General features: G+C 37.9%; 29 protein-coding genes and 1 pseudogene. 24 read left to right on the top strand and 6 right to left on the bottom strand.

Annotation, left to right across the window (positions count from 1 at the left end; all coding sequences use genetic code 11):
• A partial coding sequence (locus tag BUB71_RS19895) for a hypothetical protein (protein WP_217653573.1) occupies positions 1-198 on the bottom strand: 198 nt, incomplete at its 3' end.
• Between the two features lie 1,283 nt (positions 199-1,481).
• Between BUB71_RS19895 and BUB71_RS17405 the strand changes: the two genes are divergently transcribed.
• Positions 1,482-1,682: an SDR family oxidoreductase gene (locus BUB71_RS17405; protein WP_073158021.1), complete on the top strand. Its 201-nt coding sequence runs from the start codon at positions 1,482-1,484 to the stop codon at positions 1,680-1,682.
• 199 nt (positions 1,683-1,881) lie between these two features.
• On the opposite strand, the gene BUB71_RS17400 is transcribed toward BUB71_RS17405, so the two are convergent.
• Positions 1,882-4,203 (bottom strand): hypothetical protein, encoded by a 2,322-nt coding sequence (locus BUB71_RS17400; protein ID WP_073158018.1) that lies wholly within the window; start codon positions 4,201-4,203, stop codon positions 1,882-1,884.
• 1,808 nt (positions 4,204-6,011) lie between these two features.
• On the opposite strand from BUB71_RS17400, the gene BUB71_RS17390 reads away from it, so the two are divergent.
• The 4 genes from BUB71_RS17390 (at position 6,012) to BUB71_RS18970 (ending at position 6,980) form a co-directional block, all read left to right on the top strand.
• The gene (locus tag BUB71_RS17390; RefSeq protein WP_073158016.1) at positions 6,012-6,209 is read left to right on the top strand and encodes a hypothetical protein; all 198 of its coding nucleotides are present in this window, start codon (positions 6,012-6,014) and stop codon (positions 6,207-6,209) included.
• Between the two features lie 72 nt (positions 6,210-6,281).
• Positions 6,282-6,446: a terminase small subunit gene (locus BUB71_RS19890; protein ID WP_139279177.1), complete on the top strand. Its 165-nt coding sequence runs from the start codon at positions 6,282-6,284 to the stop codon at positions 6,444-6,446.
• Positions 6,447-6,506: 60 nt separating this feature from the next.
• Positions 6,507-6,680 carry a DUF433 domain-containing protein gene (locus tag BUB71_RS20435; RefSeq protein WP_217653572.1) on the top strand — a complete coding sequence of 58 codons (174 nt, stop codon included), beginning with the start codon at positions 6,507-6,509 and terminating at the stop codon, positions 6,678-6,680.
• A 72-nt stretch (positions 6,681-6,752) separates the two neighbouring features.
• Positions 6,753-6,980 carry a sigma factor-like helix-turn-helix DNA-binding protein gene (locus tag BUB71_RS18970; protein WP_084731771.1) on the top strand — a complete coding sequence of 76 codons (228 nt, stop codon included), beginning with the start codon at positions 6,753-6,755 and terminating at the stop codon, positions 6,978-6,980.
• A gap of 47 nt (positions 6,981-7,027) precedes the next feature.
• Here BUB71_RS18970 and BUB71_RS19800 read toward each other — a convergent pair whose 3' ends face one another.
• Positions 7,028-7,165, bottom strand: coding sequence for a hypothetical protein (locus BUB71_RS19800; RefSeq protein ID WP_175552418.1), 138 nt, complete (start codon positions 7,163-7,165; stop codon positions 7,028-7,030).
• Between the two features lie 977 nt (positions 7,166-8,142).
• On the opposite strand from BUB71_RS19800, the gene BUB71_RS17365 reads away from it, so the two are divergent.
• From BUB71_RS17365 to BUB71_RS17345, 6 genes and pseudogenes are all read left to right on the top strand, one after another.
• Positions 8,143-8,628, top strand: coding sequence for a hypothetical protein (locus tag BUB71_RS17365; RefSeq protein ID WP_073158012.1), 486 nt, complete (start codon positions 8,143-8,145; stop codon positions 8,626-8,628).
• Between the two features lie 1,229 nt (positions 8,629-9,857).
• Positions 9,858-10,037 carry an HAD hydrolase family protein gene (locus tag BUB71_RS20430; RefSeq protein ID WP_073158010.1) on the top strand — a complete coding sequence of 60 codons (180 nt, stop codon included), beginning with the start codon at positions 9,858-9,860 and terminating at the stop codon, positions 10,035-10,037.
• 91 nt (positions 10,038-10,128) lie between these two features.
• Positions 10,129-10,497 (top strand): annotated as a pseudogene (locus BUB71_RS20425) (MFS transporter); the annotation flags it as partial.
• Between the two features lie 70 nt (positions 10,498-10,567).
• Positions 10,568-10,978, top strand: a complete 411-nt coding sequence (locus BUB71_RS20420) for an MFS transporter (protein WP_422785156.1) — start codon at positions 10,568-10,570, stop codon at positions 10,976-10,978.
• A gap of 54 nt (positions 10,979-11,032) precedes the next feature.
• Positions 11,033-11,227 (top strand): hypothetical protein, encoded by a 195-nt coding sequence (locus tag BUB71_RS19795; protein WP_073158005.1) that lies wholly within the window; start codon positions 11,033-11,035, stop codon positions 11,225-11,227.
• Positions 11,228-11,497: 270 nt separating this feature from the next.
• Complete coding sequence (locus BUB71_RS17345; RefSeq protein WP_073158003.1) at positions 11,498-11,677, top strand: hypothetical protein; 180 nt, start codon at positions 11,498-11,500, stop codon at positions 11,675-11,677.
• An 840-nt stretch (positions 11,678-12,517) separates the two neighbouring features.
• Here the strand turns inward: BUB71_RS17345 and BUB71_RS17335 are convergent.
• Positions 12,518-13,543: an alpha/beta fold hydrolase gene (locus tag BUB71_RS17335; RefSeq protein ID WP_073157997.1), complete on the bottom strand. Its 1,026-nt coding sequence runs from the start codon at positions 13,541-13,543 to the stop codon at positions 12,518-12,520.
• Positions 13,544-13,686: 143 nt separating this feature from the next.
• Here BUB71_RS17335 and BUB71_RS17330 point away from each other — a divergent pair, with 143 nt between their 5' ends.
• The 3 genes from BUB71_RS17330 (at position 13,687) to terL (ending at position 17,096) form a co-directional block, all read left to right on the top strand.
• Positions 13,687-14,595: a LysR family transcriptional regulator gene (locus BUB71_RS17330; protein ID WP_073157995.1), complete on the top strand. Its 909-nt coding sequence runs from the start codon at positions 13,687-13,689 to the stop codon at positions 14,593-14,595.
• A gap of 746 nt (positions 14,596-15,341) precedes the next feature.
• Entirely contained in the window at positions 15,342-16,247 is a 906-nt protein-coding gene (locus BUB71_RS20110; protein WP_245815705.1) for a hypothetical protein, read from the top strand.
• Positions 16,248-16,457: 210 nt separating this feature from the next.
• Positions 16,458-17,096 (top strand): phage terminase large subunit, encoded by a 639-nt coding sequence (gene terL / locus BUB71_RS20105; protein WP_245815703.1) that lies wholly within the window; start codon positions 16,458-16,460, stop codon positions 17,094-17,096.
• A gap of 7 nt (positions 17,097-17,103) precedes the next feature.
• On the opposite strand, the gene BUB71_RS17320 is transcribed toward terL, so the two are convergent.
• A complete protein-coding gene (locus BUB71_RS17320) occupies positions 17,104-17,874 on the bottom strand; it encodes a hypothetical protein (protein ID WP_139279176.1) in 771 nt (256 codons plus the stop codon).
• 160 nt (positions 17,875-18,034) lie between these two features.
• Between BUB71_RS17320 and BUB71_RS17315 the strand changes: the two genes are divergently transcribed.
• Positions 18,035-18,790, top strand: a complete 756-nt coding sequence (locus tag BUB71_RS17315) for a PIG-L deacetylase family protein (protein ID WP_073157990.1) — start codon at positions 18,035-18,037, stop codon at positions 18,788-18,790.
• 122 nt (positions 18,791-18,912) lie between these two features.
• Here the strand turns inward: BUB71_RS17315 and BUB71_RS17310 are convergent, their stop codons facing one another.
• Complete coding sequence (locus BUB71_RS17310; RefSeq protein ID WP_073157988.1) at positions 18,913-19,284, bottom strand: hypothetical protein; 372 nt, start codon at positions 19,282-19,284, stop codon at positions 18,913-18,915.
• An 84-nt stretch (positions 19,285-19,368) separates the two neighbouring features.
• On the opposite strand from BUB71_RS17310, the gene BUB71_RS17305 reads away from it, so the two are divergent.
• The 9 genes from BUB71_RS17305 to BUB71_RS17265 form a co-directional block, all read left to right on the top strand.
• Positions 19,369-20,436, top strand: a complete 1,068-nt coding sequence (locus BUB71_RS17305; protein WP_073157985.1) for a trypsin-like serine peptidase — start codon at positions 19,369-19,371, stop codon at positions 20,434-20,436.
• Positions 20,437-21,046: 610 nt separating this feature from the next.
• Positions 21,047-21,643, top strand: coding sequence for a BRO-N domain-containing protein (locus BUB71_RS17300; protein WP_245815714.1), 597 nt, complete (start codon positions 21,047-21,049; stop codon positions 21,641-21,643).
• Positions 21,640-22,056, top strand: a complete 417-nt coding sequence (locus BUB71_RS17295; RefSeq protein ID WP_073157979.1) for a hypothetical protein — start codon at positions 21,640-21,642, stop codon at positions 22,054-22,056. The genes BUB71_RS17300 and BUB71_RS17295 overlap by 4 nt, the downstream gene beginning before the upstream one ends.
• Before the next feature lie 167 nt (positions 22,057-22,223).
• Entirely contained in the window at positions 22,224-22,613 is a 390-nt protein-coding gene (locus tag BUB71_RS17290; protein ID WP_073157976.1) for a hypothetical protein, read from the top strand.
• Between the two features lie 190 nt (positions 22,614-22,803).
• Positions 22,804-23,208: a phage portal protein gene (locus tag BUB71_RS17285; protein ID WP_073157973.1), complete on the top strand. Its 405-nt coding sequence runs from the start codon at positions 22,804-22,806 to the stop codon at positions 23,206-23,208.
• Between the two features lie 172 nt (positions 23,209-23,380).
• Positions 23,381-23,650, top strand: coding sequence for a hypothetical protein (locus tag BUB71_RS17280; protein ID WP_073157970.1), 270 nt, complete (start codon positions 23,381-23,383; stop codon positions 23,648-23,650).
• Between the two features lie 576 nt (positions 23,651-24,226).
• Entirely contained in the window at positions 24,227-24,565 is a 339-nt protein-coding gene (locus BUB71_RS17275) for a VOC family protein (RefSeq protein ID WP_073157967.1), read from the top strand.
• Positions 24,549-24,752 (top strand): hypothetical protein, encoded by a 204-nt coding sequence (locus BUB71_RS17270; protein ID WP_073157964.1) that lies wholly within the window; start codon positions 24,549-24,551, stop codon positions 24,750-24,752. Before BUB71_RS17275 ends, BUB71_RS17270 begins: the two co-directional genes overlap by 17 nt.
• A gap of 16 nt (positions 24,753-24,768) precedes the next feature.
• A partial coding sequence (locus tag BUB71_RS17265; RefSeq protein WP_139279175.1) for a methyltransferase domain-containing protein occupies positions 24,769-25,115 on the top strand: 347 nt, incomplete at its 3' end.

The following is a 25,115-nucleotide window of genomic DNA, read 5'->3' as shown; positions in this document are numbered from 1 at the left end:
AGCTTTGCTAAAAGGATTGAAACTAGCAAGTAAATACAAATGATCCTGGTAGATACTTTTGGTTTCAAAAGAAAGAGCTTTGTTTAAAGGAATGTAACTCCGCCGCAAACTATTCCTACGTTTGAGTGGAACCGAGGGATGCATTTGGGCAAATTCCGCGATAATGATGTTCCGTCTGCGTATTCTTTGTTGTTGCATCTAGACTAACCACTTTGCTCCAAAAAGGATTAAAATCTATTTACTTACAATTTGTGAGCAAAAAGAGAAAACAAAAAGCGAGTTTGGACTCTCAATTCTACAACTCACTTTTCCACATCTATTCGAAAGTGTGAAAACTGTGGGGAAACTTTCTGATTGCTACAGTAGGTAAAGTCCGACTTGTTTGCTGCTTACAACTTGAAAAGAGATCAACACGAGATACAGCCATGGTTGGCTAAGTTATCATGTCAATATATTCGAATGAATGTGGATTATAGGGAAATTAAAAGTGAAATATCTGAATAGGAATTGGAAAGCGATTTGGTATAAATCCGAATCTACCCTTTTGAACGAAAGAGCTTTTCCGACGGTCTATAGCTTCGTCTCAGATCTGGGGGACCGTCGGAAAAGGCGTAACGCAGGAATCCCAAGGGTTTGAGGTGTAGAGGATCGGGAAATGTTCTTCATGATAGAGAAGAAATGTTAAGATATACTGAGAACGTCGGAAAAAGCTTGTAAAGGCCTTGTGGATCAAGGGGTTTGCTGGTTGCAGTTTCAAAAGAAAGAGCTTTGTTAAAAGGATTGAAACGATACAGGTCTGCGAGTTGTTGCGCTGCCTGTTTAGGATCGTTGGCGTTTCAAAAGAAAGAGCTTTGTTAAAAGGATTGAAACCAAAGCGCTTCTGAGATCATCCCAAAATAGGATAAAGTTTCAAAAGAAAGAGCTTTGCTTAAAGGATTGAAACCATTGATCAATATCACCTAATTTTTGATAGTAAAGATGTTTCAAAAGAAAAAGCCTTGCTAGGAGGATTGAAACCTGATAATTTGGGCATAGCATATGGGAAGAAGTATTAGAAGTGCGAATGTGTACTGCACATGATTTCCCTAGGAGTTTCGCACCAAAATTATCGATCGTATGTTGTATGTTTGTTTTCAGAGAGTTCTTCTATTTTTTGAAGAAAATGATGATTTTTGAGGTGGAATGATTATAAATGAGTATGTTTCATCCGAAAATCGCTATCACATCCTAATGGATGTGTGGATTGAGATTCCTTTTCACTCTTCTATAAAGATCATTTAGAGGACAATCAGTACGAGTTTGTCCTTTATCCAAATGAAGAAGTGAATATGTAAAGAAAGTCAACCATCGAAAAAGGAACTAGAGTAATCCTTGTGGCTCGTGAAGGAAGAGCAGTTGAAGGAAACCATGAAAAATTGAAACAGGGGGAGTAACGTCTGGTTATCGAGTCACATATTTCTCCAGGAGCTGTTTTAACTGAATTGCCAAATGCCAATACAGATGAAGATATAAAATCTGGCACTGATCAGTTATATGAAATTATAGCGATCTGTGCTGAGTGTATTGCAGAAACCATTGCTTTTGCAATCTATACACCTGCTGATTCCACAATGAATGAGATTCTTTTACGCCCTAACTGTTCAAGTAGTTTAAAAAACCTTTACCATATTGGTGTCATGTAAATGTAGGATGTTGTAGCGTTTGAAAAGGTCTTCCAATGAATGACTCATTCGTTCCATAACATAGATGAACCAGCCAAATAGTAATGGCTGGTTTCTCATTTCACTACATCTAATGATTGATGCATTAGTTTGCATAAACTCTGATGAGAGTGGTGTATTTTGTAGATTATCGCAAAAACCACTTGCGTAATGGGTGTCTTTAAATGACTCTTTCTCCAGTTCTCTGAATGGGAGTGGACGGGATGTCTTTCGATTCATGATTCTTTATCGATTGTATCAATGCCTTCCTAAACGCCTGTAAAGGAAGTTTGTTTAAAGTTGCTTTGTTTGTACGATTGTCCATAATCTCATCAAAAACGTCAGGCGCAGCCATTGCAACTCCAACTAAAAAATTCTCCTCTTTTGGTTGTGGTTCCCTTTTCGTTAAAGCTGATTGCACGACAGAGGAGATATCATGATCTTTTAGATAGTCATAAGCTTCAGGTTTTAATTGTGTATTCGGGATCATTCCAACATCTTGAAGTCGATTTCCTACTATTTTTTGTACAACTTGTCTTTCTTGTTCAAGATTCATTTCCAATGATGAAGATAAATAATCTTTAATCTGTATAAGCTCCTCAACTGTTAAAGTTCCTACACCATTGGCAATTGCTGTTCCCATTAAACTTTGCTGATACGCTAGTTTGGTTGATTCAGGTGCTGCTGAATCTGGTTGACGATGTAGATCCCAAGCTAGATAGTCCACCTCATTTGGAAATTCCGCTTGGGGAATCTCTTTAAATTCTTTATCTAATTTGTTGAAGGGAGTATATAATTCGATACCCTTCCCGTTCGTTTTGAAGATAAAATCTTGTTCAAAATAAGGTGTAGATATGTGATCAGGTTGCTTTGGGTCAATCCAACACTGTAAAAATGGTCCATCGTTTCCTTGGCGAATATAAACACCTGAAACACCCTGATGAGATTCAGACTCCATTTCTACAAACAAGATTTCCATCCCATCATTTGCCCGTCCCATCCGATATTTTGGCTTACCCAATACCTCTTCCCCTGCGAATTCTCTTCCATATAATGGGAGGTTGACCGCCTTATCTGATTTGAGTTGTAAAACAGAACCTTGTGGTGACTGCTCTTGTTGGGCCTCGATCCATTTTTCAATGGGTTCAACTTCAATTTCATTTGGATGTTTTTCTTTAGAACGAACAAACTCTTGTCGGAGCTCCTTTGCCCGCTTCTTTGCCTCTCGTCGCTCTTTCCCAAATCCTGTAGCAAGTGGTTCATAAATACACTGATCTCCGTCCAACCGAACCACAAGTCGACGATCATCTGGACGCGTTGGATCAATAAGTATAATTCTTTCCACATCGCTACTCAGGTTATAAGGATTTACTTTCACTACTTCATCTATTTTCATCTGATAATAGGGTCCATTCGTTTTTGGCTGATAATAGACTTTGGGTTGTTCTTTGAAACTATAATATTCTTCACCGGGTGGACCATAACGCTTAGCTGGCTTCTGAATGATTATCGATCCGTTTTGGGATGTAAAATAATCTGTAAATATCGAACTGAATGTGGTTCCCTCATTCAATTTCACCAGTGTTTTTCCTGAATCTACGTCACCTAGTTGTTCATAACTATTCGGTAATCCTTGCTCCAGTTGATTCTTAATTTGCTCTGCCAGATCGTTTCTTGCTTTTTGGACAAACTGTTTCATATCGCGATACCAAGTAGTTATCTCCTGTGGATTCAGCTGCCCTTGAATGACCTTACCTAAGTTAAATCCATCAGTAAAATACTGCCGATAATCTTCATTGGAAGATTGTAGTGTTTTAAGATCCAATAGATCAGAGCTCGATGGAACTTCTTGTCCCATTTGATGATTTGTCGTTTGCCTTTTCATTGCATCTTTTGTGGCACAAAAATACCCACTGACCATAGCAGGTAAAATATTTCTAATTTCGCCTGTCTCAGTCGCTTGTCGCAAAGAATATACCATACGATCTAATGATGATAATGAGCCTATATCTGGAGACGCTTGATTTAGTCTTTCAGTCTGATCAAACAGCTCTCTTAACTCATGAGTGTGCTCTAGTACTTGTAAAGCAAGAAACTCATTCCATTGCTCTGTGTTCGTTGGAACAACTTTGAGTCTATCATGTAGATCGGTTGTCTGCCGCTCCAATTTCTCTGGCTCCTGAGTTCCAGGTTCCTCCTGTTCAAAAGACGATGGGTCCCAGGAATTTTCAGGACGTTTTTTGATCATCTGATTGATCGTTTCTTGGCTTTTATCCAATGACTGCGCAGCATAGACGGCACCTAAATAATGAAAAAGATGGAACTTCCGATTTTCTGACCTGATTGCATAATCGATATAAGTGGTATCTCGATAGTCTGCCGCTCCTTGAAAAAAAGCGACCAATGAAGCTAAATCACGTTGATGAATGGCCTTTAAAATAGCAGATGGAATCTTCGGATTTCTCAATGAAGGTATATTTTGTAATGTAGTTGGATCTGACATTTTGGTATCAACCCCTTTCTGGGAAATTGCTAGATAACTTTATATAAATCGTAATGTCATTTTATATTATAATAATCTTTTATATCTTTGCGAGCGAGAAACCCCCTACTTTATACGTAAAATGTCTTAGAAGAATGATTGATTTACATCTGATTACTGACTATATTGATGAAGCGAACGAATTGTACAAGTGTTCAACATCGACTAGGTATGGGAAAAACGATCTATCATGAACGGAAATAGATCATATTTGAAAAAATGGCTGAGTCATTACAGATAATATAGTATAATTTTTTTGCTCAACAGAAATAGTTCCCCTCCAAAGGAAGTAGACAGGAACTCTTTATATAGAGCCACAGTTATCAGTAAAAGAGAGAGTATTTCATGGCTAATAAGGAAAATGACCCTATCGTAGAGGTCATCCCAGATGTCGAGGAATCCGTCAACGAAGCTGGCGTTCTGGAAAGGTACCAAATCGGTGCTTGGAGAGTACGTAAATCGGGTAACCGTGAGTATGTCAACATGGATCGCCGGCGACTGAACTGATAGCCAACGCCCTCACTCCGGTGAGGGCGTTCGGCTTGCTTTTAATGATTACTCAGATGATTGAAGTAGTTTTGTATGTGAAACTACAAAGTGTGTAGTAGTATTGTATGTGATGAAAGTGATAGCGGACTTTTCTGACTTTTTTCATGAAAAACCGTGCTAGCTCAAAAACTCAATATCAGCGAACGACAAGCTCGGCGTTGGAGAACAGTGATTATATGTGAAATGGCGAATATTTTAGGATAGAGATAAGACATATCTTTTCATACCATGGATATGTACGCTATACTTTTAAAGAAACATTTCCTGTTAAAAAGGAAGCACCTATCGAATAGGAGCAACGTGTAATACTGATAAATACACGAGACCTACCAAAAATAGGGGGTGAATGTTGCCTAGTGAACTTGAGACGCTCAATAGTAAGATTAGAGCACTCGAAGTCAACATTGAGACACTAAAAGCACGTGTCAACACAGGCACTGCAACAGACAAAGATCGAAAGAGACTGAAATATCTCGAAACTAGACTAGATGGGATGATCAAACTTCGAAATAGAATTTCTTAAAACTAAGCAACAGATGGGTAGAGTATTTCTTCAGTTTTCTGTCTTGCAGTTAGTTGCAAACGGTGACTGGCACACAGATTGAGGGACCATGCTCATCAGGCTATATGCCTTGAGGTCTCCACTATATACAGGAGAAGCTGTTTTCTCACCTGTGTATGGTTGGAGGTCTCAAGGCATTTTATATCGGATGTTCAATCTAATATTTCCATTAAATGTCCATGTTGATATATTATGTTCGCTTATTATGGAATTAGGGGTTCCAAGTTAGTCGGAACGATAGGTGTATGTAGTCCGTTTTAAATAGCCGCCACTCTTAGCAGACATGACCGTTGAGTCGTGATTCAGTGATCGGGAGGGCGGATTTTACTATGTATGGTAGTGTAATGGCAACACGACGGTCTCCAAAACCGCAGATAAGAGTTCAATTCCCTTCCGATCTGCCAAGCAATTGCTAGTCTGAATTACAAACAGAAATTACATAAAGAGTGAAGACATGGCACCACTCAAAGAATCTTATCGATATAGGACGCAAGATGACAAACATATCAATCTCTTTATGTTTTATAATATTCCCATGTCAATTCGCGAGATTTTCTTGATGAATGCCTATAGAATGAATTATTATAATGGTGGATTTCGGGGATTCTCTCTCATCTCCATTAAATAATTAAATCTATGACTTGGGAGGTGAACCTCAATGGCTGATGAAAAAAAAATTACACCTGATGATAAGATTCAAGAAAGTGTACTCAAAGCCGGGGAACGGGCAAGGAAACTTGCGGAAGCTTTGGGTGCTGACAAAGACGGACAAGATGCTGCAGCAGTTGATGGTTATACAGTAGAATTCAAAAGACTGATTAAAGAGCGAATGGGTAAAGATGAACCCGAAAAATAAACTCGATAGCTAAGGTAGGGATAAGCACCTATGCGGTGCTTTTTATTATTGTCTTGGAGGTGGGTGAGACATGTGAAATTAAACCCAAAACTGCAAGCATTTGCAGATTATTACATTGAGCTAGGAAATGCAGAAAAGGCAGCGATTAAAGCTCGAAAGGAAGATTTTAAAATGCTCTACAGTTGGCTAGAGGGCAATAACGATGCTCTAGCACTCAAAGCTGATCGAAAACAGTGACTGGTATGTATCCCATTAACAAAATTCTAAGAGCGTTTCAGACCGATTAAACCTCATCCATTGATTGATATCAAGACAGATGTATGTTCAGGCGATCCAATTATAAAAGGAACCAGAATTCGAGTTTCTGATGTGCTGGGACTTTTGAAAGAGGGCATAACAGTCGATGAAGTTGCAGAAGATTATGACTTGCCAGACGTAGACCAGGCAATAAACGGGGGATTGAACATCTAGCAGCTTATCAACGAGAAATATCCTTTAATCCAATTTGGATTCAAAACTATTCTTATGGGCTATTAGTAGGAAATAGTTGTAGGGAATCGAATTACAGAGAGTGACCAGAATCGAATTGAAGAAGCTTTAAACTTGCTATCTCCATTGGAAAGGGAAGCGTACTTGATGAGTCGAGGAAAGGGGATTTCCTTTTCAGAAATTGGACTGATGTTGGGAATTGAAGAAACAACCATTGCCAATAAGATTGAACGCCCAGAAAGAAAATTGTTGGGATTCAAAAGAGATAATTTGGTCGGTTAACATGCACCAGACAGGGGGACTCCCCCTGTCTGGCTATGAGCGTGTGATCAGCCGCCGTAGAGGTCGAATGAGGTCAGCATCATGAGCTCTTCTCGTTCATCGCCGGTGAGACCACCGCCGTTGTCCCTCTTCTCGACGAGTTCCTCGATGCGCTTTTGGTCTTCTTCGCTTAGTTCTCTAGGCACTGTTTTTCCCTGTCTGAAGGATCTAGCATGGATTATACCAGTATCTCCTCAGTAAGAGGAGTCAATCCAAACCTCCTTACGATCGACCATATACATGTCAACTATATTATAATGAAATATAAAAAAATTGCATAGCATGAGGTACGAATGCCACCTATATAGAAGGACTTCTCCCTCCATAAATCGCAGGGGATTATGTAGTCGTATGTTCACCTAGGGGTCGGAGTACTGACTTGAAATCCAGTATTAAATAGTCCGGTCGATAACCGCCACACTCAATAAACATGACCGTTGAGTTGTGATTCAGTGATCGTGAGGGCGGTTTTATTATGGTACGGTAGTGTAATGGCAACACGGCGGTCTCCAAAATTGCAAATGAGGGTTCGATTCCCTCTCATCCAGCTAATTGTATTATCTGTATCCACATAACGCGAGGCGACAACTACGTTAGAATTGTACAGCATTTTATCAAACATCAATTCGATAGTTCTATGTTATTATTATAATGTTATGAATAATCCCCCGAGTTTGATTTATCAGCGTCTATTGGAGGTGGTGTTTTGCTCGGGGATCTTACCAGGTGTTACAGCATCCAATTGGTTGCTGAGAGTTGTGAACTCTTATACAGATGAGGGTCATCCATGACAAGAAAGCGCCCCGGCACTCAGGCTAAGTGCTATGTCAAAGATTGCAAAAATAAGGCGCAATCGACGAAACTCGTGAACGGGGAATTACTTCCCGCTTGTTACGTCCATTGTGACGGCTAGCAGCCTCTAAGAGGAGGGGGCATTTGCCCCCTTCCTCGGTCGTTGAGTAAGGATAAAGCTATTAACCACTCATAAGATCTCGCGGCTTGTGGGCTTGGAATTCAAGAAACAAAAAAATTTGAATTTAATGAAAATATATTTTATATAATAAACAAACAATATTATTTTTTTGTATAATAGAGTATGATGTCGTTTGAACGGAGGATCAGAATGTCTAATGATGCAAGGAAAAAGATAATAGAAGACTTAAAGGGGCTTATTGGTAATATATCAAAAAAGAAGGATGCGAAGTTTCTAGGAAGTGATTTACCTGAACAAAGCGCCGATGAGGTTGAACTGATTTGGGAAGCCCAACAGTATCATCACAATCCTGAAATAGTAACCAGAAACTATAGAATGCCAGATAAAAGGATTGTTGTGGAAGATCATGATCCTAGAAATGGGACATTCGAATATGAACATGGCTCAGATGAAGATATAGCGCGAATTCAAGCATATCGTGTTGAACATGATGAGTCTACCATTCAGGCTCATGATATAGGAAAAGCGCGTAAAACCTCTAGTGGCTCAAGGATTGTTAAATTTGAACCTCCACGTGAACAAAATCATGAAATAATTCCAAAACCATCATCTAATGATTTCTCTGATGCATCTATAAAAAGTGGTCTCGAACAGGATGACCACACAAGAGAATAACATTTTAATATGGATTATATGAACGATGAGGATTCTGCAGATGCAATTAAGACAATATCTTGGATTTTAATATGAAGAGACTCGATTTATAAGTTTTAACTTCAGTATAGGTTTTTATTCATAAAAAGAGCTAGCTTGGAGTTTTTTATTATATAAGTTAGCTCTCGCATACTTACCTTTGGTTCTAATTGGTCTCTTTTCGTGAAATTACCCGTGTCCGTGTCGCTGTTCAATGCGGTTAGAGCTAATAGGAATGGAGACAACCAGAACAAGATGTATACTGAATGATTAAGAAAAAGGTAACCATAATATGAAAAGCTATTTTTCTGGAGTAATTTGATTATCAGTCACTCGTATAGAGCCTTCGCTTTCAGATGGTTGATTTGCTGTTGTTTGTTTCCGTAACTTTTTTTGTACTCTAGAGGATAAATCACTTGTGATATCATAAGGATCATTGTCTAGAGATTCATATGCACTGATAACATCACTTGCTTCTTCATAACGCTTACCTCTCGATAATGCATGTACAGCTTGACCTGCTTGGTGAGCTAGTTTTAATGATAAATCATTTGATAGTTCTAATGGGGATCTTCCTCCTGTAAAGCTAATCTATCAAGTGAAAAGTCTAAACCTTGCTTATGCTGATCAACTTTTCTCCAATATCTACGTGAAGATAATAATGCAGAAACATAGGTTAACGAAGAGAAAGCTACTCCAAGTCCAGTTCCTACTAGTTGATTATTGGTTAGACTTTGTATTGTTATTGTGCCAGCGATTACTGCAGCAAGTGTGAACCTAAAACCTCTTTTAATTCTATGTTCATTTTCATTAATATTCTCAGCATGATTTTGAATATCTTTAAGAACTTCTAAAGTGTTATCGAAATCCTTTGATGGTTTAATAGTAACACCTCATTTAAATGGGAAGTTTTGAATGCACTTTACTTATTATTTTACTAATGAGTAAATATAATTGCAATTAAGTAATATTTAAACTACTATGCAATTGAACTAGTAGGGCATAGGGGGGGAACAATAAATGACAAAAGAGGAAATCAAAGAAACCATTACAAATCAACCTAGTAATTGCTCAAAATTATGAATCGATTAACTGTAATAAAAAATATTGAGTAGGATGCCTACGATCAAAGATGCCCGGATTCAAATATCTCTCCTCTTGGCATGTTTGCGTGATGGAATGAATATATAGGGAATTTTGGTAATTATCAGTTGGATTCGAACGATCTTAACATACAAGAGGTCATTTCGTTTGGAAATGATGACAATGATTTGGTAATGCTGAAAAAAAGTCGCTATGGCATTGCTGTGAAAGAAAGCTCTAAAGTAGCAATTGATGCAGCGGATATACATTTAGATATTGGGTTAGGAGATTTTTTGATAGGATTGTGATTGCCGCTTTTTAGCAGAGTGAGCATTCGTTTCTCCACAGGTATGGGCTGCCATTCCACAACTCGTTCCATCCAATGAAATATTGAAAGCAATGGGAATCGCGACTGCAGGACTAGCTGTTTCGCAAATGCTAGGAGTGCCCATTGGCAGTTATCTCGCTACTTTTGGTTGGCCTGTCCCATTTATCGCAATCGGAATCTGTGCTTTCCTAATGGTTATTCTTATTGCTACTTTCTTACTATCGATTCCAGCGGTTATTTCACAGGGAAAAGTTCCTTCTATATCCGACCGTTATCGTACACTTCTCAATGGAAATCGTTCGAAAATCGCTTTTCTTGCTTACTTTCTGTTTCAACTTGGAAATTATGCAACGTTTTCCTTTATGGGAACATGGTTTGCTGATAAATTTGGGTTAAGTGTTGCAAGTATTGGAACGGTGATACTGTTTCTTGGCTTAGGGAATACATTAAGTAGCTTTTTTAGTAGTGGCTTGGTGCAAAAGATCGGGCTAAACTTCCTTCATTTTAGGAATGATCCTACTTGTTTTACTCTTTTCAGTCCTCCCGTTTTTGCCAAATATTACATCTGTAACGGTGTTCTACTTTTTGATCTATTTCTTATTTGGAACGGTTTTTCCACTCATGATGAACTTATTGCAGAGGCTATCTTCTACAGCACGCGGAACGATTTCCTCACTAGCAAACTCATCCATGTATTTAGGAGCAACTGTTGGATCGTCTGTAGCTGGAATCCTTTACGCGAGTATGAGTGGTTTTATTTCGGTTAGTTTTTTTACGGTAGTCTGTTTTGTTTTTTCTTTACTTTTATTTCGAAAGAGTGGCGTTTTACCATCCAAAAATTGGTCTTCCCATGCTGAAGAAGAATTAGTTCCATTGGAACAGGAATTGGATCAATCGTACCGTCAACCGATAGAACGTTAGGAAGAAAATACAGCTGTTCGAATTGTATCCTTCGCAGGAAAAGAACGAGTAGTCTTGACTTCACTGGATCCTTTGGAGGAACCAGAGCCCTTCAGAGATGTAGCTAGAATTCAGGCTTATAGAAAAGAACATGGAGAATCAACAGTCCCAGTTGATTTTATAGGAAAACAAGGAGAGAAATATTTTGGAGAAATTGAAGATGAAAGGGGATATACAAAATCTAGCATCTCTCCTAAAATAAACAGTTGAATCACCAAGAGTAAATGAGATCACAGTGATGGACCCAATATAGATGAGTTAGTAAAAGTCACATTATGCTTGTGGCTTTTTATTTAGGATCGACAAAACAACGAGTACTGGTATCGCAAACAGATTTTTTAGAGCGTCCAAAGCTCTCCCTCTCAACATAGCCGTTGTAATAATATTCCCCTTATCTGGGAGCTATTAACTCTTGATATAGCTGTATTGAGCAATAACATATGCTTATTTTTAGTGATAAACTCATAGGAGGGGTCAAATATGAGTAATGATCAAAACAAAGAAAAACCAAAACGAAGACGACCTAAAAGAGATCCTGTGAAGGATTGGTTAGTGTTAGGATCTACAGAAAGAGACTTAGCAGGCGATGAAGAAGGCAGAAAACGATGGAGTAATGGGCTTGAAGCATTAGAAAGAGATCGACAGGAAAGAGGAGAATAAAAAGCCCCATGCATAGTGGGATGGTTGGGTGTGGGGTTTGCCTATTATCATTACTCTAATCCTTAGCTTTTTACTCAGGGCCAAAACACGTTGGATGTATCTTAAACAAACGCAAAGAATAGCAGCAATCTGCCTTGGATAGGCAGTTCTGCTATTCTTTGCTGGGTGTCCGGTCAGGACATTCGTCTTTCAGCTTTCATTTTTGTTCTTGATCGCACGCAGGAAGGCGTCTCCCATGGAGGTCAGTTCGGATGAATCTGGAAGGGAGTCGTAGTCCTGTTGTTCCTCTTTTCCTGAGGGGACGTGATCCGTCCCTGTACGATTGTTCACATCACGTGGACGCTGATTGGATGCTCTTTTCCCCGGCAAATCTGCTCCATCCATTTCAGTCGATGAGATTTTCCTGATGAGGGCTCTTACTCTAATAATAGTAAGTTGCTCAGGTCATGGCTGTGCTCCTATCTAGGAAGAGACTCTCTTCTATCATACCTCATACAAAACACCAAAAACAAAGAAGCAGCGTTCCGTTCATGGCTTGGGCAGTGCTGCTCTTTGTTGTGAACGAGGGGTGGTTACACCATGAGTTTGGCGATATTCCCTTGTAATAACCATATAGCCTTATTTATAGAGACTATTCTAAGTAATATTTATTCAACTGAAATAAAAAAACACGATTGATGATAGTGAATGAAGAAATTACAAGAACGAAATCAGCTTTTTAGTTCTGATGTTTTTATACCTGGTAGTATTGAAATTGATTGTGATTGTTGGCAACAACCGTGCCAAGGCAAAAGATATTCTTGTTTAGGTCTCGAAAGTAAAGCAGAGAACCGATTCTTTTCATATCCGTTCATTTGTACTAAGCGCCAACAAGCGTTTTAGGTTGTCATCAATAAATTTATTATCGGCACCGTTGATTCCACGACCGGCAAAATGACCCCAAATCGACTTTATAGGATTAAAAACAGCATTAGGTATAAGCTTAGACTCGTATTCGTTATCGTCCGCCGTGCAGAAGAGATCTGTGCTCCCTGGCATAATGTAGGCAAACGCTTTAATGCTTTTGAGTGCCTCAACAAAATCTCCATTATAGGCGGGGTTTGCGCTAATATCTGCAAATTGCCCTGTCCATAACATGGTCAGGAAATTATGCGGATCCATCTTCATAAAGCTATCTTCCCAGACGCCAGCCACAAAATCTGTCAATGAGTCATATCCCAGCTCACGATAAAGTTCCTCTCTGTAAAAAGCCTGCGATAATCCCCATCCCGCATAGACACGACCAACGGCACGCATGTCCGCAAATGTCAACTGGTTTAGTTTACTTGAATCGAAGCCAACTGCAGACATGAGCGGAGCTTTCATTCCTTCCAGGACTATGTATGTTTGTTGCCAAGTCTTTGCACCTCCGCAGAAAGGTGCAATTCGTTCCACCATGTCTGGATAACTTGCCCCCCATTGGAATGATTGAATGCCTCCCATTGACCATCCAACTACAAGAGCGATTTTTTGAATGCCGAATTTTTCGGTCACCAGCCGATGCTGTAATTTAACATTGTCATAGATGGTTACCTGCGGAAAATGAGTTCGGTCGAATGGGGGAGGCGTGTTACTCGGAGACGAAGATAATCCGTTTCCCAGCAGATTTGGAACGATAATGAAATATTTCTGCGGATCTAGTGCCATCCCGTTTCCAATCAACCATTCATTCTGAACATGCTGGTCTCCAAAAGCGGTAGGATAGACGATGACATTATCTTTCTGTTCATTTAATCTTCCATAAGTCTTATAAGCAAGAAAAGCACTCGGTAACGTCACTCCTGATTGAAAGGTTACGTCACCCAAATCATAAATCTCATAATCCATCGTATTTTCGCTCCCTTTAAAATGAAACCGTACACTTAGAATGTATTTCTTGTTGTTAGTATAGACCTATGCTATTATCAATAAAAGTGAATGAATTTGAAAATAGTATTCAATAATATTGAAAGTAAAAGGGGGATAGTAGGATGGAATTGCGCCAACTGATTACATTCCGCACGGTTGCATCAACTTTAAATTTCAGTCGGGCTGCGGAAGCGCTGAGTTACGTCCCCTCCAACGTTACGATGCAAATAAAAAAATTGGAGGATGAGCTTGGTGTTCGTCTCTTTGACCGCTTAGGCAAGCAGCTCGTTCTCACAACTTCGGGTAAACGCTTTTTAACCCATATCCAAAGCGTTCTAGACAAATTGGACGAAGCTCGCAGCGTCGTTCATGATAATGAAAATCTTAGTGGCACCCTAACGATAAGTGCTAACGAGGTTCTTTGCGCCTATCGGCTTCCAGATGTCTTTCACCTATTTCGTTCGCGCCATCCGGGAGTTCGTCTCATCTTCCGATCCGTTCAAAATCAACAACTCAAGCAAACGCTCTTTGAGGGAACCGCGGATGTAGTCTTTATGTTAGACGAACCCATTCGCTCAACGGGAATTGAAGTGGAACCGTTGCTGGAAGAAACTTTCCGCTTTTTCGTCCCCCCAGACCATCATCTCGCGAAACGAGCTGTACTTCAGCAGGAAGATTTTCACGGAGAAGTATTCTTGGTTAATGAAAAGGGTTGTACCTATCGAACCATGTTTGACCGGTCATTTGAGAAAAAGGGCATTGATAGTATTACGTATTTAGAATTTCAAAATGCCGAAGCCATTAAGCAATGTGCAATTACAGGAATCGGTATTGCCTTTCTTCCTGAAATAACAACGAAAGCCGAAGTTGAACGGGGTGAACTTGTTGCTCTTCCATGGCAAATTCCAGACTTACACGTATATACACAGATGTTATGGCATAAAGACAAGTGGCTTTCACCGGTCATATTATCTTTCATAGAAGCAGCAAGGGAGGTTATCGCTATAAAAGAGGAGAATACAACCGTTTAATCTATTCAGAGATAGGAAAACACCTATTCATTTGTGGGCGATTTGACCTTCGATATTATCGTCAAGTCATGAATTCATTTAATAAAAAGTATGTAGTAGAAAATAAAAGTCAAATTTTAGATGTCCTATCCACCTCATTGTTCATAAAAGCGGGGAGTGCTCTTGGACAATCTGGATAAGAGCAGATATAGAGCGTGGGGTAATCACACCCTTTGCTATATAAGGGCTTGTATATAGGGTTAATTGTATGGGTATAGGTATTCTATATATAGTAATATATGCAATTGAAGAATACTATATATAGTGTTGTATATTAAGTGTATTTTTAAGGTAACAAAATTCCTGAACTGTAACCTTAATGAATGACGATGAATTAGTCTATAAAGCCTTATATATCAAGGGTTATAGTGATTACCTAAACAATCATATAACTAATCGATTATTATGTTACCAGGTTTGATGATTAGTTTATTGATCAATCGATTCAATATTTAAAGGTTACAGCAAGGGTTATAGGGGGTTTATTATTTTGATTATTGAGATTTTATTAATTGATATCGTAATTTTCTAAAACCCCCAAGGCACCCCTAAAGATGGCGTGCGGCTTGTGGGAGTAAAATCCTAGAATCAAAAATATATTTCAACTACCAAATATATACAATTGGTAATTATGATCACCCAATAACAGGACTCTTAATTGAGTCCTATTTTTATGTCCAAAAACCATCCCAGAAAGGAGGTTACAAATGGCGTGGATTGATTCAGAAAAGAGATTTGTGAACCGAAAAGAACGCGAAGAAATGATTCAAACACTAACGAATTATATCAACTCGGTCGATATTAATCAATTAGATGATGAAGAGTTATTTGAGTTACAAGAATACCTCACTGAACTAACCCGATTAAAAAGAATCCATAAAGCAGAGGTTGATTTATTGTATTTCTGTTGGGAATACTTCAGTGAAACCCAGAACCCAGATAACGCGGGAAATTGGGAAGGATTCGAATTAGATTCACCTGAAGATGCAGCCGAATTTCATAAGGAAATATGTAGAGATATGGATTTGGTATCCAACAAGAAACCCAATTTAAAAATATGCCGTGCAGCTCCACGTGGTCATGCTAAGAGTACCTATTTATCAAAAGGCTTCCCAATAAGAGAAATCCTGTTTAGAAAACGAAAGTACATCATCATCATTTCAATCACGCCTGACGTGGCTAGCAAGAACTTGGAGTGGATCGCGCTTCAACTCAAACACAACGAGAAATTAAGGGCAGATTTTGGAGAACTCTTGTCATCCAAGAAACAGGAAAACCCACGGGATAGTTCTGAGCGTTTCGTTGCTTGGTATCCAATACCTGAACATAACCAAAAGCTCCTAACCTTATGTGAAGCAGCCTCGACAGGTCAGGCTTTACGTGGTCGTAACTGGAATGGGGTTAGACCTGATTTGATCATCTGTGATGACTTAGAGGATAGTGATAATACCAATACCGAAGAATTACGAGCCAAATTAAAAGATTGGTTTAGTAAAGTCGTTGTTCCCCTTGGCGATCCAGCAGGAAGAAAAACAGGGCTTATTTATATGGGAACTACGGTTCATCCTGATTGTTTGTTAATTGGATGTTTTACACAGACGTGGAGATTTTGATACCAAGGTTTATAAAGCGATTCTATCACCACCTGAGAATCAAGATTTGTGGGCGCAATGTGAGGAACTATATAAGAACCCAGATGAAGCTCCGCAAATCAGGGCTAAACGAGCATGGGAATTTTACCAGGATCATAAAGAGGAAATGGATGAATCGTCTGAAGTGCTTTGGGCAGATGTACAACCTTTGTATCGTCTTTATAAATGGAAATGGGTAATGGTTCTAAGGCGTTTAGTACTGAGTACCAAAACGAACCGATTGATAGAGAATCTATGTTGTTTGATCCTGAGACGTTTCACTATTACGATCCTGATTTGAATTTTAAATCGGGTCAATTTAACGTGTTTCTAGGAATAGACTTCGCAATGGGTAAAAAAGAACGTGGTGATTACTCTGCGCTTGTCGTTCTAGCTCAGAACAAACGAACTCGTACAATGTATGTAGCGGAGGCTATCGAGAATAAACTTCACCCAGATAAGTTCCTGGATTTAATCGTGGATAAGGTGGTTGAATGGCAACCTGACCGAATTGCAGCAGATGCGAATGTTGCCCAAGAATTCCTTGTATGGACCTTGCGCCAACGATTGAAAGCAGTAAATTATCCAGAATATACGAGGGTTAAAGAGATTAAGAACCGAACCCGAAAGGAACTTAGGATAGAGGCAATGCATCCAGATATTGAAGGCGGGAAAATCCTGTTTAATAAAAGACATTCTTTATTACTGGAGCAGTTTGAGAAGTATGGGACGAATGGTCATGATGATTTACTGGATGCTCAAGAGATGGCTGTCAGTATTGCGAGAACTGGAGGACCACAGGAGATTATTGAGAAACCGTGGTGGATGTAATGATAATTTATTGTTTGTATTTATTGATACTCTCGGTTATCGCTTTTTTTGTATTTTGGAAATCCAAATTCAATTTCTGTATTTGTTGTTTAATTTTTTCTTTATCATATTTTGTTTCACTAGATTCAATGGATTTAATTTCAAATCCATAATTCAGTAACATAGTTAACTTAAATTTTTCGTCAGCTTGTGACACTTCTAGAATAGAATTTGCCGCGTCTTTAAGGGCAATTAAGGCGCTTTGGTTGGATCTATTTTCGGCGAGTAAAGTATCCAAAGATTTTATATAAAAATCCCATAATTTATTATATGGTTCGTTGTTTAAATGAAAAATATTTATATCTGGGTTGCCCTCGCTGTATATTTCTAATGCTCTATTTTGAATTTTGTCTTTAAAAATAGCTGTGTATATCTCAATTTCTTTGTTAATGACTTCATTCATAATAGAGTGGTTATTCTCCAATTCTTTTTCTTCGAAGTTTTTAATTCGTTTATCAACTTCTTCTTCAACCATTTCACGAAATTTAGTAGATTGATAGTAACCAAAAATAGTAAATGCAACTCCTGCAATTGCACCTGCCAACCCAATAAAGGTTAATAGATAGTTCATGCTCGAAATCTGATTTGCCATAATTGAAATTTGTAATGCAGCTCCATCTTCGTTACTGTTTTTAACTGGAACCAATGCGTGATTTTCAGGCAGTATATATACACCAAAAACCAATATGACAAGCACAATAATAGCACCAAAATAAACCCATTGTTGTTTACTATTCATCGTTGTGTAAAACTCCTTAAACTTTTTAATGATATTATGTACGAAATTTTTGAGTGAAACAATTGCTTTTATTCCTAATTTTATAGGCATCATCCCAACCTCTATCAATTGGTAAGGGTTCTTTTTATACCCAAAAACAACTTTATGGAGGTTTTACACTATGACTTTACCAGCAGTGTTTTTTAGCCCTCATCAAGACGATAAAACTCTTTCAATGTCAGTTGATATCATACGTCACATAGCAGCGGGAAGAGATACCCACGTTGTTCTATTGACGGGTGGAGGGAATACTTCTGCTCGTTGGGCAATCAACGGGTATAATAGCGATACTAATACACCTGTTACTTCAGGATATTGGGGTTCTCGACATGATCCAGCAATTGAAGGCTATTCGCCTTTAAGTTGGAACGATATTTATGACGCTCGTGACAAAGAATTCAAAAGCGCTTTAGGTCAATTAGGAATCCCACCAGCTAACATCCACATGATGCGAACCACTAATAGAACAGTTGCTGGATTTAAAACAGCAATGCAAAGTGTGATTACTCAGTTTCCGGCTAATACCAGCTATAAAACTATGTCCCCAATCGATACCCATGATGAACATAGAGTAATTGCCCAAGCTCTTTGGGAATTATGGAATAGTGGTATAGTCAGTGATGTTCGTTTTTGGTTATCTCGATTGGATGTTCAAAATGGCGTTACAGGAGGCAGTTACCAAACTGCTGCTACCACTTCAGCCGAATTAGCCAAGGTTGAAAAAGCAACAAGGGCTTATAAGGCTTGGAACCCTGCTGCTGGGTCATTTGCGGTTGGATATCATAGTGTGCCTATTCAGTTTGAAGCTCTGCTATCTGATCCTAAGTTTCGATATTTTTTGCCAACTCAATTCACGACTGCTGATTTACCTTTTTAAATAGTAAAAATTGATAATTTAACGATATAATTGCTGACATGTGATAGTTTCAGTAGTAATTACAGCTTCTAAGAAGTAAAAATAAGAGGTCCATTAAAGGACCTCTTTTGTCTAAATCAAGGCTATTTGATGGGGGGTTTTTTAGTAAATATATTTCTTTTTAATATGAATTGAGTAGACTTACTAGTAACTTTAATAGTTTTGTCTATAACTAGTCCAGATTTGATGCCTACTGTAACTCTATATGTGGTAGGAGTTAAGTATTCTTGATAAACACCATTTGGTATCTCTAGACCAACGCCAAGTTTAAAAATTAAGTTGCCGTTATCGTCACGATTCTTGGTAGGATCAATGTTTAGAGATGCATTTTGCAATAGTCGATTATTTTCGTCGACCATAATGAGTGTTACAGGTGTTGGTTGTGTTTCGAAAGCCGAACAACCGAACATTAAGATGTAAGTAATTAAAAATAGTATAATATTAACCTTTTTCATAATAATACCCCTATTAAATATTGTATTTATCCTTTAGTATAATATATAGTGTTTATGGTGTTAAAAAATATAAGGAGATGAGAGATGGGTATTTTAATAAAAAAGAGTATTACAATTTTATTAATTACACTCATAGTCTTCAGTTTTCAGTCGAATATGTCTATTGCTAAAGAACCGGAAATTGTAATACCGAAAGCAGAAACAAAATTTAAGGATTTACCAAAAGAAGAACAAGAGAGAATAAAGAACGATCCTGTCTATGGACCGAAAGATACTAGTGCTTTAAAGAATATTGATATGGAAAAAGTGAAAAAATTACCTAAATACGCGAGTATTGGTAGCGATGGGTCAATCATAACAGACTTACCCAAACCAAAAGCAAGTGAAAAATATGGTTTTCCAGGTTCTGATAATGAAAAAACAGATATAAATGAATTGATTTCACCATATGTTGCTGACAATCTTGTACAGACTCCACATACTACTTACCCATATAATGCTATCGCTAAATTGAAATCTACTAAACCAGACGGTACCATTGCGCATTGTACAGGTATTTATATTGATAGAAATACAATAATCACCGCTGCACATTGTGTTTATAATACTGTGACTAATACACCAGTTACTAATATTGCTTGGGAACGTTCTCCAGGTCCTAGTGGATTACCAATTTACGAACATGGTAATACTACAAAGTTTTGGATCAATAGTGCTTATGTAAATCTTGAACCAGTAGGAACACCTACCGATCCATCCGCTCTACAATATGACTTTGCTGCAATCCAGGTTGGTCAGGACTCTGCTAACTGGTTCGGAATACGAGCAACTAATCACGAAGCAGGAGAGCAAGTATTGGCAACAGGATATCCAATATCTAGCGATCCAAATAGTCCCTATTATTATGGAGACACTCAGTATAAAAGTTTGGGTAACATATCTTCAATTGTAACTTTTCCAGGCCTACTTCAAACAACAGCTTATTTATTAGGCGGAATGAGTGGGGGACCTACATGGAATACCAAGGTAGGGACGACTGCGGTGATCGGAATAAATGTTGGTGGTCCAGAAGATCATTCTTTCTCTGTATCAGTTCGAATAACAGGGAACACTTATAACCAGATTGTTTATTGGAAAGACTTGCCGGATTAAACATCTTTATAGTTAAGAAAAAAATTAAACTCTTTTTCAAAATCATGTCCCTTTTTGTGCTTCTGGTTGCACATATAATATAGAAAATAGTTTAAGAGAAAAGGAAGCTTGACGGAATCAACTCACTATTTATTTTATAGAAAATAGCAAAAGGAAATTTCATCTCTCAAGTATAGAAGGTAACAGAAAAATAGTTGGCGGAATTTTGGCGGTTTTTTAGTGAAAATCTTGATAACATGTTAATGTGTAAAAAAAACAAATAGTTAAATAGTCTCTTTTGAGGTGCTTGAAGAGTGTGCGAATTCTCGCATGCTCTTTTTAATGTTGTTCTACTACGTAAAGTTTGAGTATCAGCTTTGACTGACGCTTGAAACGATGTGCAAAAGCAGGAGTAAATAATTTTTACTACACAGAAGTCCTTTAAGGACATTAGTTAATTTAAGAATCTTATAACATAACGATTCAAAACCAAATACATAGTCTACCTTGCGTTGGAGTCATGACCAGCGTCAAAGGTTCCTCTCCCCTTTGTAGGTAGGCTTTTAAGGCACTCAGTTCCTGGGTGCCTTTTTTCTATTTCAGGGAGAAGGAGAAACGGAGAGTGGTAAATATGGAAAATAATATTATTGAACTGCATGATGGAAATAAGGTTAAGGTAGTATCTGAGGTTGATTTTGAATTTAAAGATATAAAGATACCTTCTATGGTAGACGAGAATAATGGATTTTGGTTTACATTACCCGATGTTGGTGAAATGTTGGGAATTTCAAAAAATAATAGGAAAGACTTACTAAACAGCTTAGAGAGATTTGAAATAGCTGATAGTGATTTAATCATGACCAGCTCTAATGGAGTTGAACAGCGAAGAAAAGTTACATTGATTTCAGAATCTGGATTCTATAATGTAGTGCTGAGAAGTCGGAAGAAGACAGTTAAAGAGTTCCAATTGTGGGTTCGCTGTGAAGTGCTACCATCTATCCGTAAATACGGTATAGCCATACTAGAGGAAAAACTGGAGCAACTTAAAACAAAGGACATAGCTGAGGTTATCAAAGGTATTGATCCTAGTGTTCGTGTTGAATATTTTGAGGAACACAATGAAAGTGGTGCTTGCATCTCAGATTGTAAAGACCCAATGGGTTATAAAAGTGCTTCCTCAATCACATATAAAGTACCAAGTAAATATATCAAGGAGAAAACGGTTTGAAATTCATTCTATCCAGTGGTTTAGAAATACGGGTTTTATCATCTCGCAAATCTGAAGCAACTGAGATTGCAAAATTAGCAAACATCAAAAGTAACAGCATTGTAGATGAAGCAGTTATTAAAGGGGATGTAAAAGCTTTTTTTAATGATTTCAAAATAATCGATGAATTTAGTTTTGACTTTGAAGGAAAAAACAACCGAATTGATTTAGTATTTGAAGATTATAATATTGCCTTTGAAGTGGATGAGCCTACACATGATAATTATGATAAAGATCGAGATGCACGAAGAACCGATTATATTGAAAATGAACTTGGATTCGAATTAATCAGATGTGATCTAAAATGTGCGGGTTCAGGGGATTCAATCAAAAAGTTGTATTTGGCTCTGCAAGATAATGGTGTTTCTTTTTGAACTCAATAATAAAAAAACCGTATAAACACCCATAATAAATATATATGCAATAGGTCCGGAAGTCAATACAGAATTAGTTACCAACAAGGTTTGCTTAATCGGTAGATTAATATTTATTTTTGGTATATTTTAATATATAGAAAGATTAGGTCAAAGGAGGTTTCATATTGCCAGAAGATAAGCCAAACAGAAAAATTAATATAAGTAAATTTAGAGAAAGCTTAACACCTCAAGGTACTAAAGCTAAAGATTTACCACGAGAATCAAGTGAAGGTGTGGAGTTAGTAATGGGAGGTACAATGTATGCTTTTGGTAAAGATGATTTACCAAATCGTCAATATTTTTTTAATGGTGGTTTTATTGGAGAGACTTTCGATCCTGATACAAAAAGATTTGAATACTCCTGTAATCCAGACAGGGGAAATCCGCTTCGAGATATAGCAAAGATCCAGCAATTTCGAAAAGAACGTGGTGAGCCTTTAATTCCAGATGAGTATTTAGCAAGAGAAGAAGTTGTAGATCTTATGAAGGAATTATATAAGAGCAAGAAGATTTGATTCCCAAAGATAGAACTATGGAAACGAAGAGAATAACTTTTGAACCATCACGAGAAAAGGATATAACAGTTATTGGTAATGAAAAAGGATCACATGAACCTGATGGTCCTGATATCGATGAGCGATAGAAAAAAGTCACTTGTATGTGTGACTTTTTTATTTACCCAAAAAGCCAAAGGAGGTGTAGCCATTGAAACTATTTGATGTAGGTGATCAATTCCCAGATGACGAAAGCATCCCAAGAATTGCCCGATACATTCGCGGAAAGTTCTATTTTGAAGGCAAGCAAGCAGAGTTTGTAGAACGAGCAACTAACATTTTAAAAGACACACCACATGCTGAGAAATTAGCCTTGTTATATATTGGGTTTCATATGGTCCAAGCCTTGACAAATAAACCTGCTGACCTGATGTTTGGGGAACCACCTAATTATCAAGTAAGTGAGGACGAAACCCCAGAACAACAAGCATTGGAGCGGATAACAAACGATAACGAACTAAATACAATAGGGCATGAATTGGTAGTATCATCTGGGATTCGTGGGGACGGTTGGTTAAAGGTCTTTTATGATTATCGTGAAGATTACATGAGTTAACAAACCTAGTTTTGCTCATACCTGAAGGAGTTGAGTCGGAAGTAATTATAGAACCAGTTCCTGCTAACTTCGTATTCCCAGAAACGGTCAACTTAAACAATAAAAAATTCAAGGCGATCAATATCTGTTATGTCTCATACCAAGACCGAAAAAGCGGTCTTTTTTAAGTTTCTTGGAAGATCGAATTCCAGGATTAGAAAATGAAGAAGAGATTCCATATCTCAATGTTAAGAGGCGTATTTCAGGCTATATTTTTTATGATAGATACCGATTAGCTGAGAAGACGGTTAGTACCAAATACGGGGCAAATATACAACTCTTTGATATTATCGAGCAAATAGGTACAAGACACGAAAGCGATATAGTAGAAACAGGATTGGACCATATACCTGTTCACCATATTCCTTATAGCTCTTGTGATGATCGGGTCATAGTAATTTGAACTACTACCACCTACAGAGGTGGTAGATTCCTGCGAACACCAGACCAAGTCCAGTTATCTTAGCAGGCTCTACCCGCCGTCCCAGCGGTGAAAACAAAGTATGCTCTGCTATGCTCCCTACTTTCGCTTGGTTTTCGCAACTTCGGTGAGCTGGGTGGTTGAAGATTTTACGTTACTGACCCTTTCCAGCAACAACCCCATATCTTCAGTTTTCAAAGAGCGACAACTATTCTAACAAAAAAAGTGGTTCATCCCCGCAAAAGGGATACCGAACCACGTCCCATTCAAACCGCTTGTAGAAGCGGAGTACTCTTGGACGAATTTGGATAGAAAAAATCGAAAGCCTAATTACTGCAATCAAATGATGGTCCGATAATGTTGTTGATCAAATGAAGGTTCGTCGTTCAGATATCCTTTCTTTTCAATACTTAAACAAAATCATTGAATCTATCCGACGGATAATTGAATTCAATTGCAGGAAAATCAGAGTTATCTTAACATAAACCTTTTCACTTGCATTAATGTAATAAGATAAAGAAGTAAGATGATTTTTGAAAATAAAGAAAGGATGGAAGGATGAAGCTCAATCATCTTAATCTGACTGTTACAGATGTTACAGCCGCACGAAAGTTTTTAGAAACATATTTTGATATGACTTGTGAAGGTAGTCGCGGGAATAACTTTGCAGTAATGTTTGATGACAATGGTTTTGTGCTCACTTTAATGAGTGGGAAAGAGGTAAACTATCCAAAAACGTTCCATATTGGATTCCCACAAGAAAATGAAGCGAAAGTTAATAAGATTAATCAGCGTTTGAAAGAGGATGGCTTTGATGTGAAACCACCTGTCCATTCTCATGGCTATACTTTTTATGTGAAAGCACCAGGTGGATTTACTGTTGAAGTGGTCTGTTAACCAAGGAGAGAGGCATTATTGTTACCAGAAAAGGAGGGTTGGTTTTAATGAAAAGGGGGATGTCTCCCTTTTCATTAAACCAATTTGTAAAAAAGTAGTAATGTTAACAGTTACTCTATTCAGCAATCGTGCCATTTTGCGGAATAAATCAGATCAAACAGGGAAGTTTGTAAAGAAGTGCACGTAAGCTAAAGGGGTAGAATATGGAAAATAGTGTTTTTGAACAGATGGCAAAAAAATATGATACAGAAGAACGAATTGAATTAGCCAACGTTATCGTTAAGGAAGTAAGAGCAGAATTACGAAATAGTAAATCAAAATCTTTAATAGACTATGGGGGTGGTACTGGTCTAATTGGATTAGAATTATCAGATTTGGTGGATTCTGTTTTGTTGGTGGACTCATCTAAACAAATGGTGGAGGTTGCAAAAGAAAAAATTTCTCGCAAAGGAATTACAAACGCCAAGGTGATTTGTTCAGATTTTACTAAGGAAACACCTAAACTTAAGTCAGACATCGTTTTAATGTCACTAGTTCTTCTTCATATTCC

This window comes from Seinonella peptonophila (assembly GCF_900129355.1).
Classification (GTDB): Bacteria; Bacillota; Bacilli; order Thermoactinomycetales; family Thermoactinomycetaceae; genus Seinonella; species Seinonella peptonophila.
Note: the sequence above shows the minus strand (reverse complement) of the source record. Positions and strands in the feature narration are given on the sequence as shown.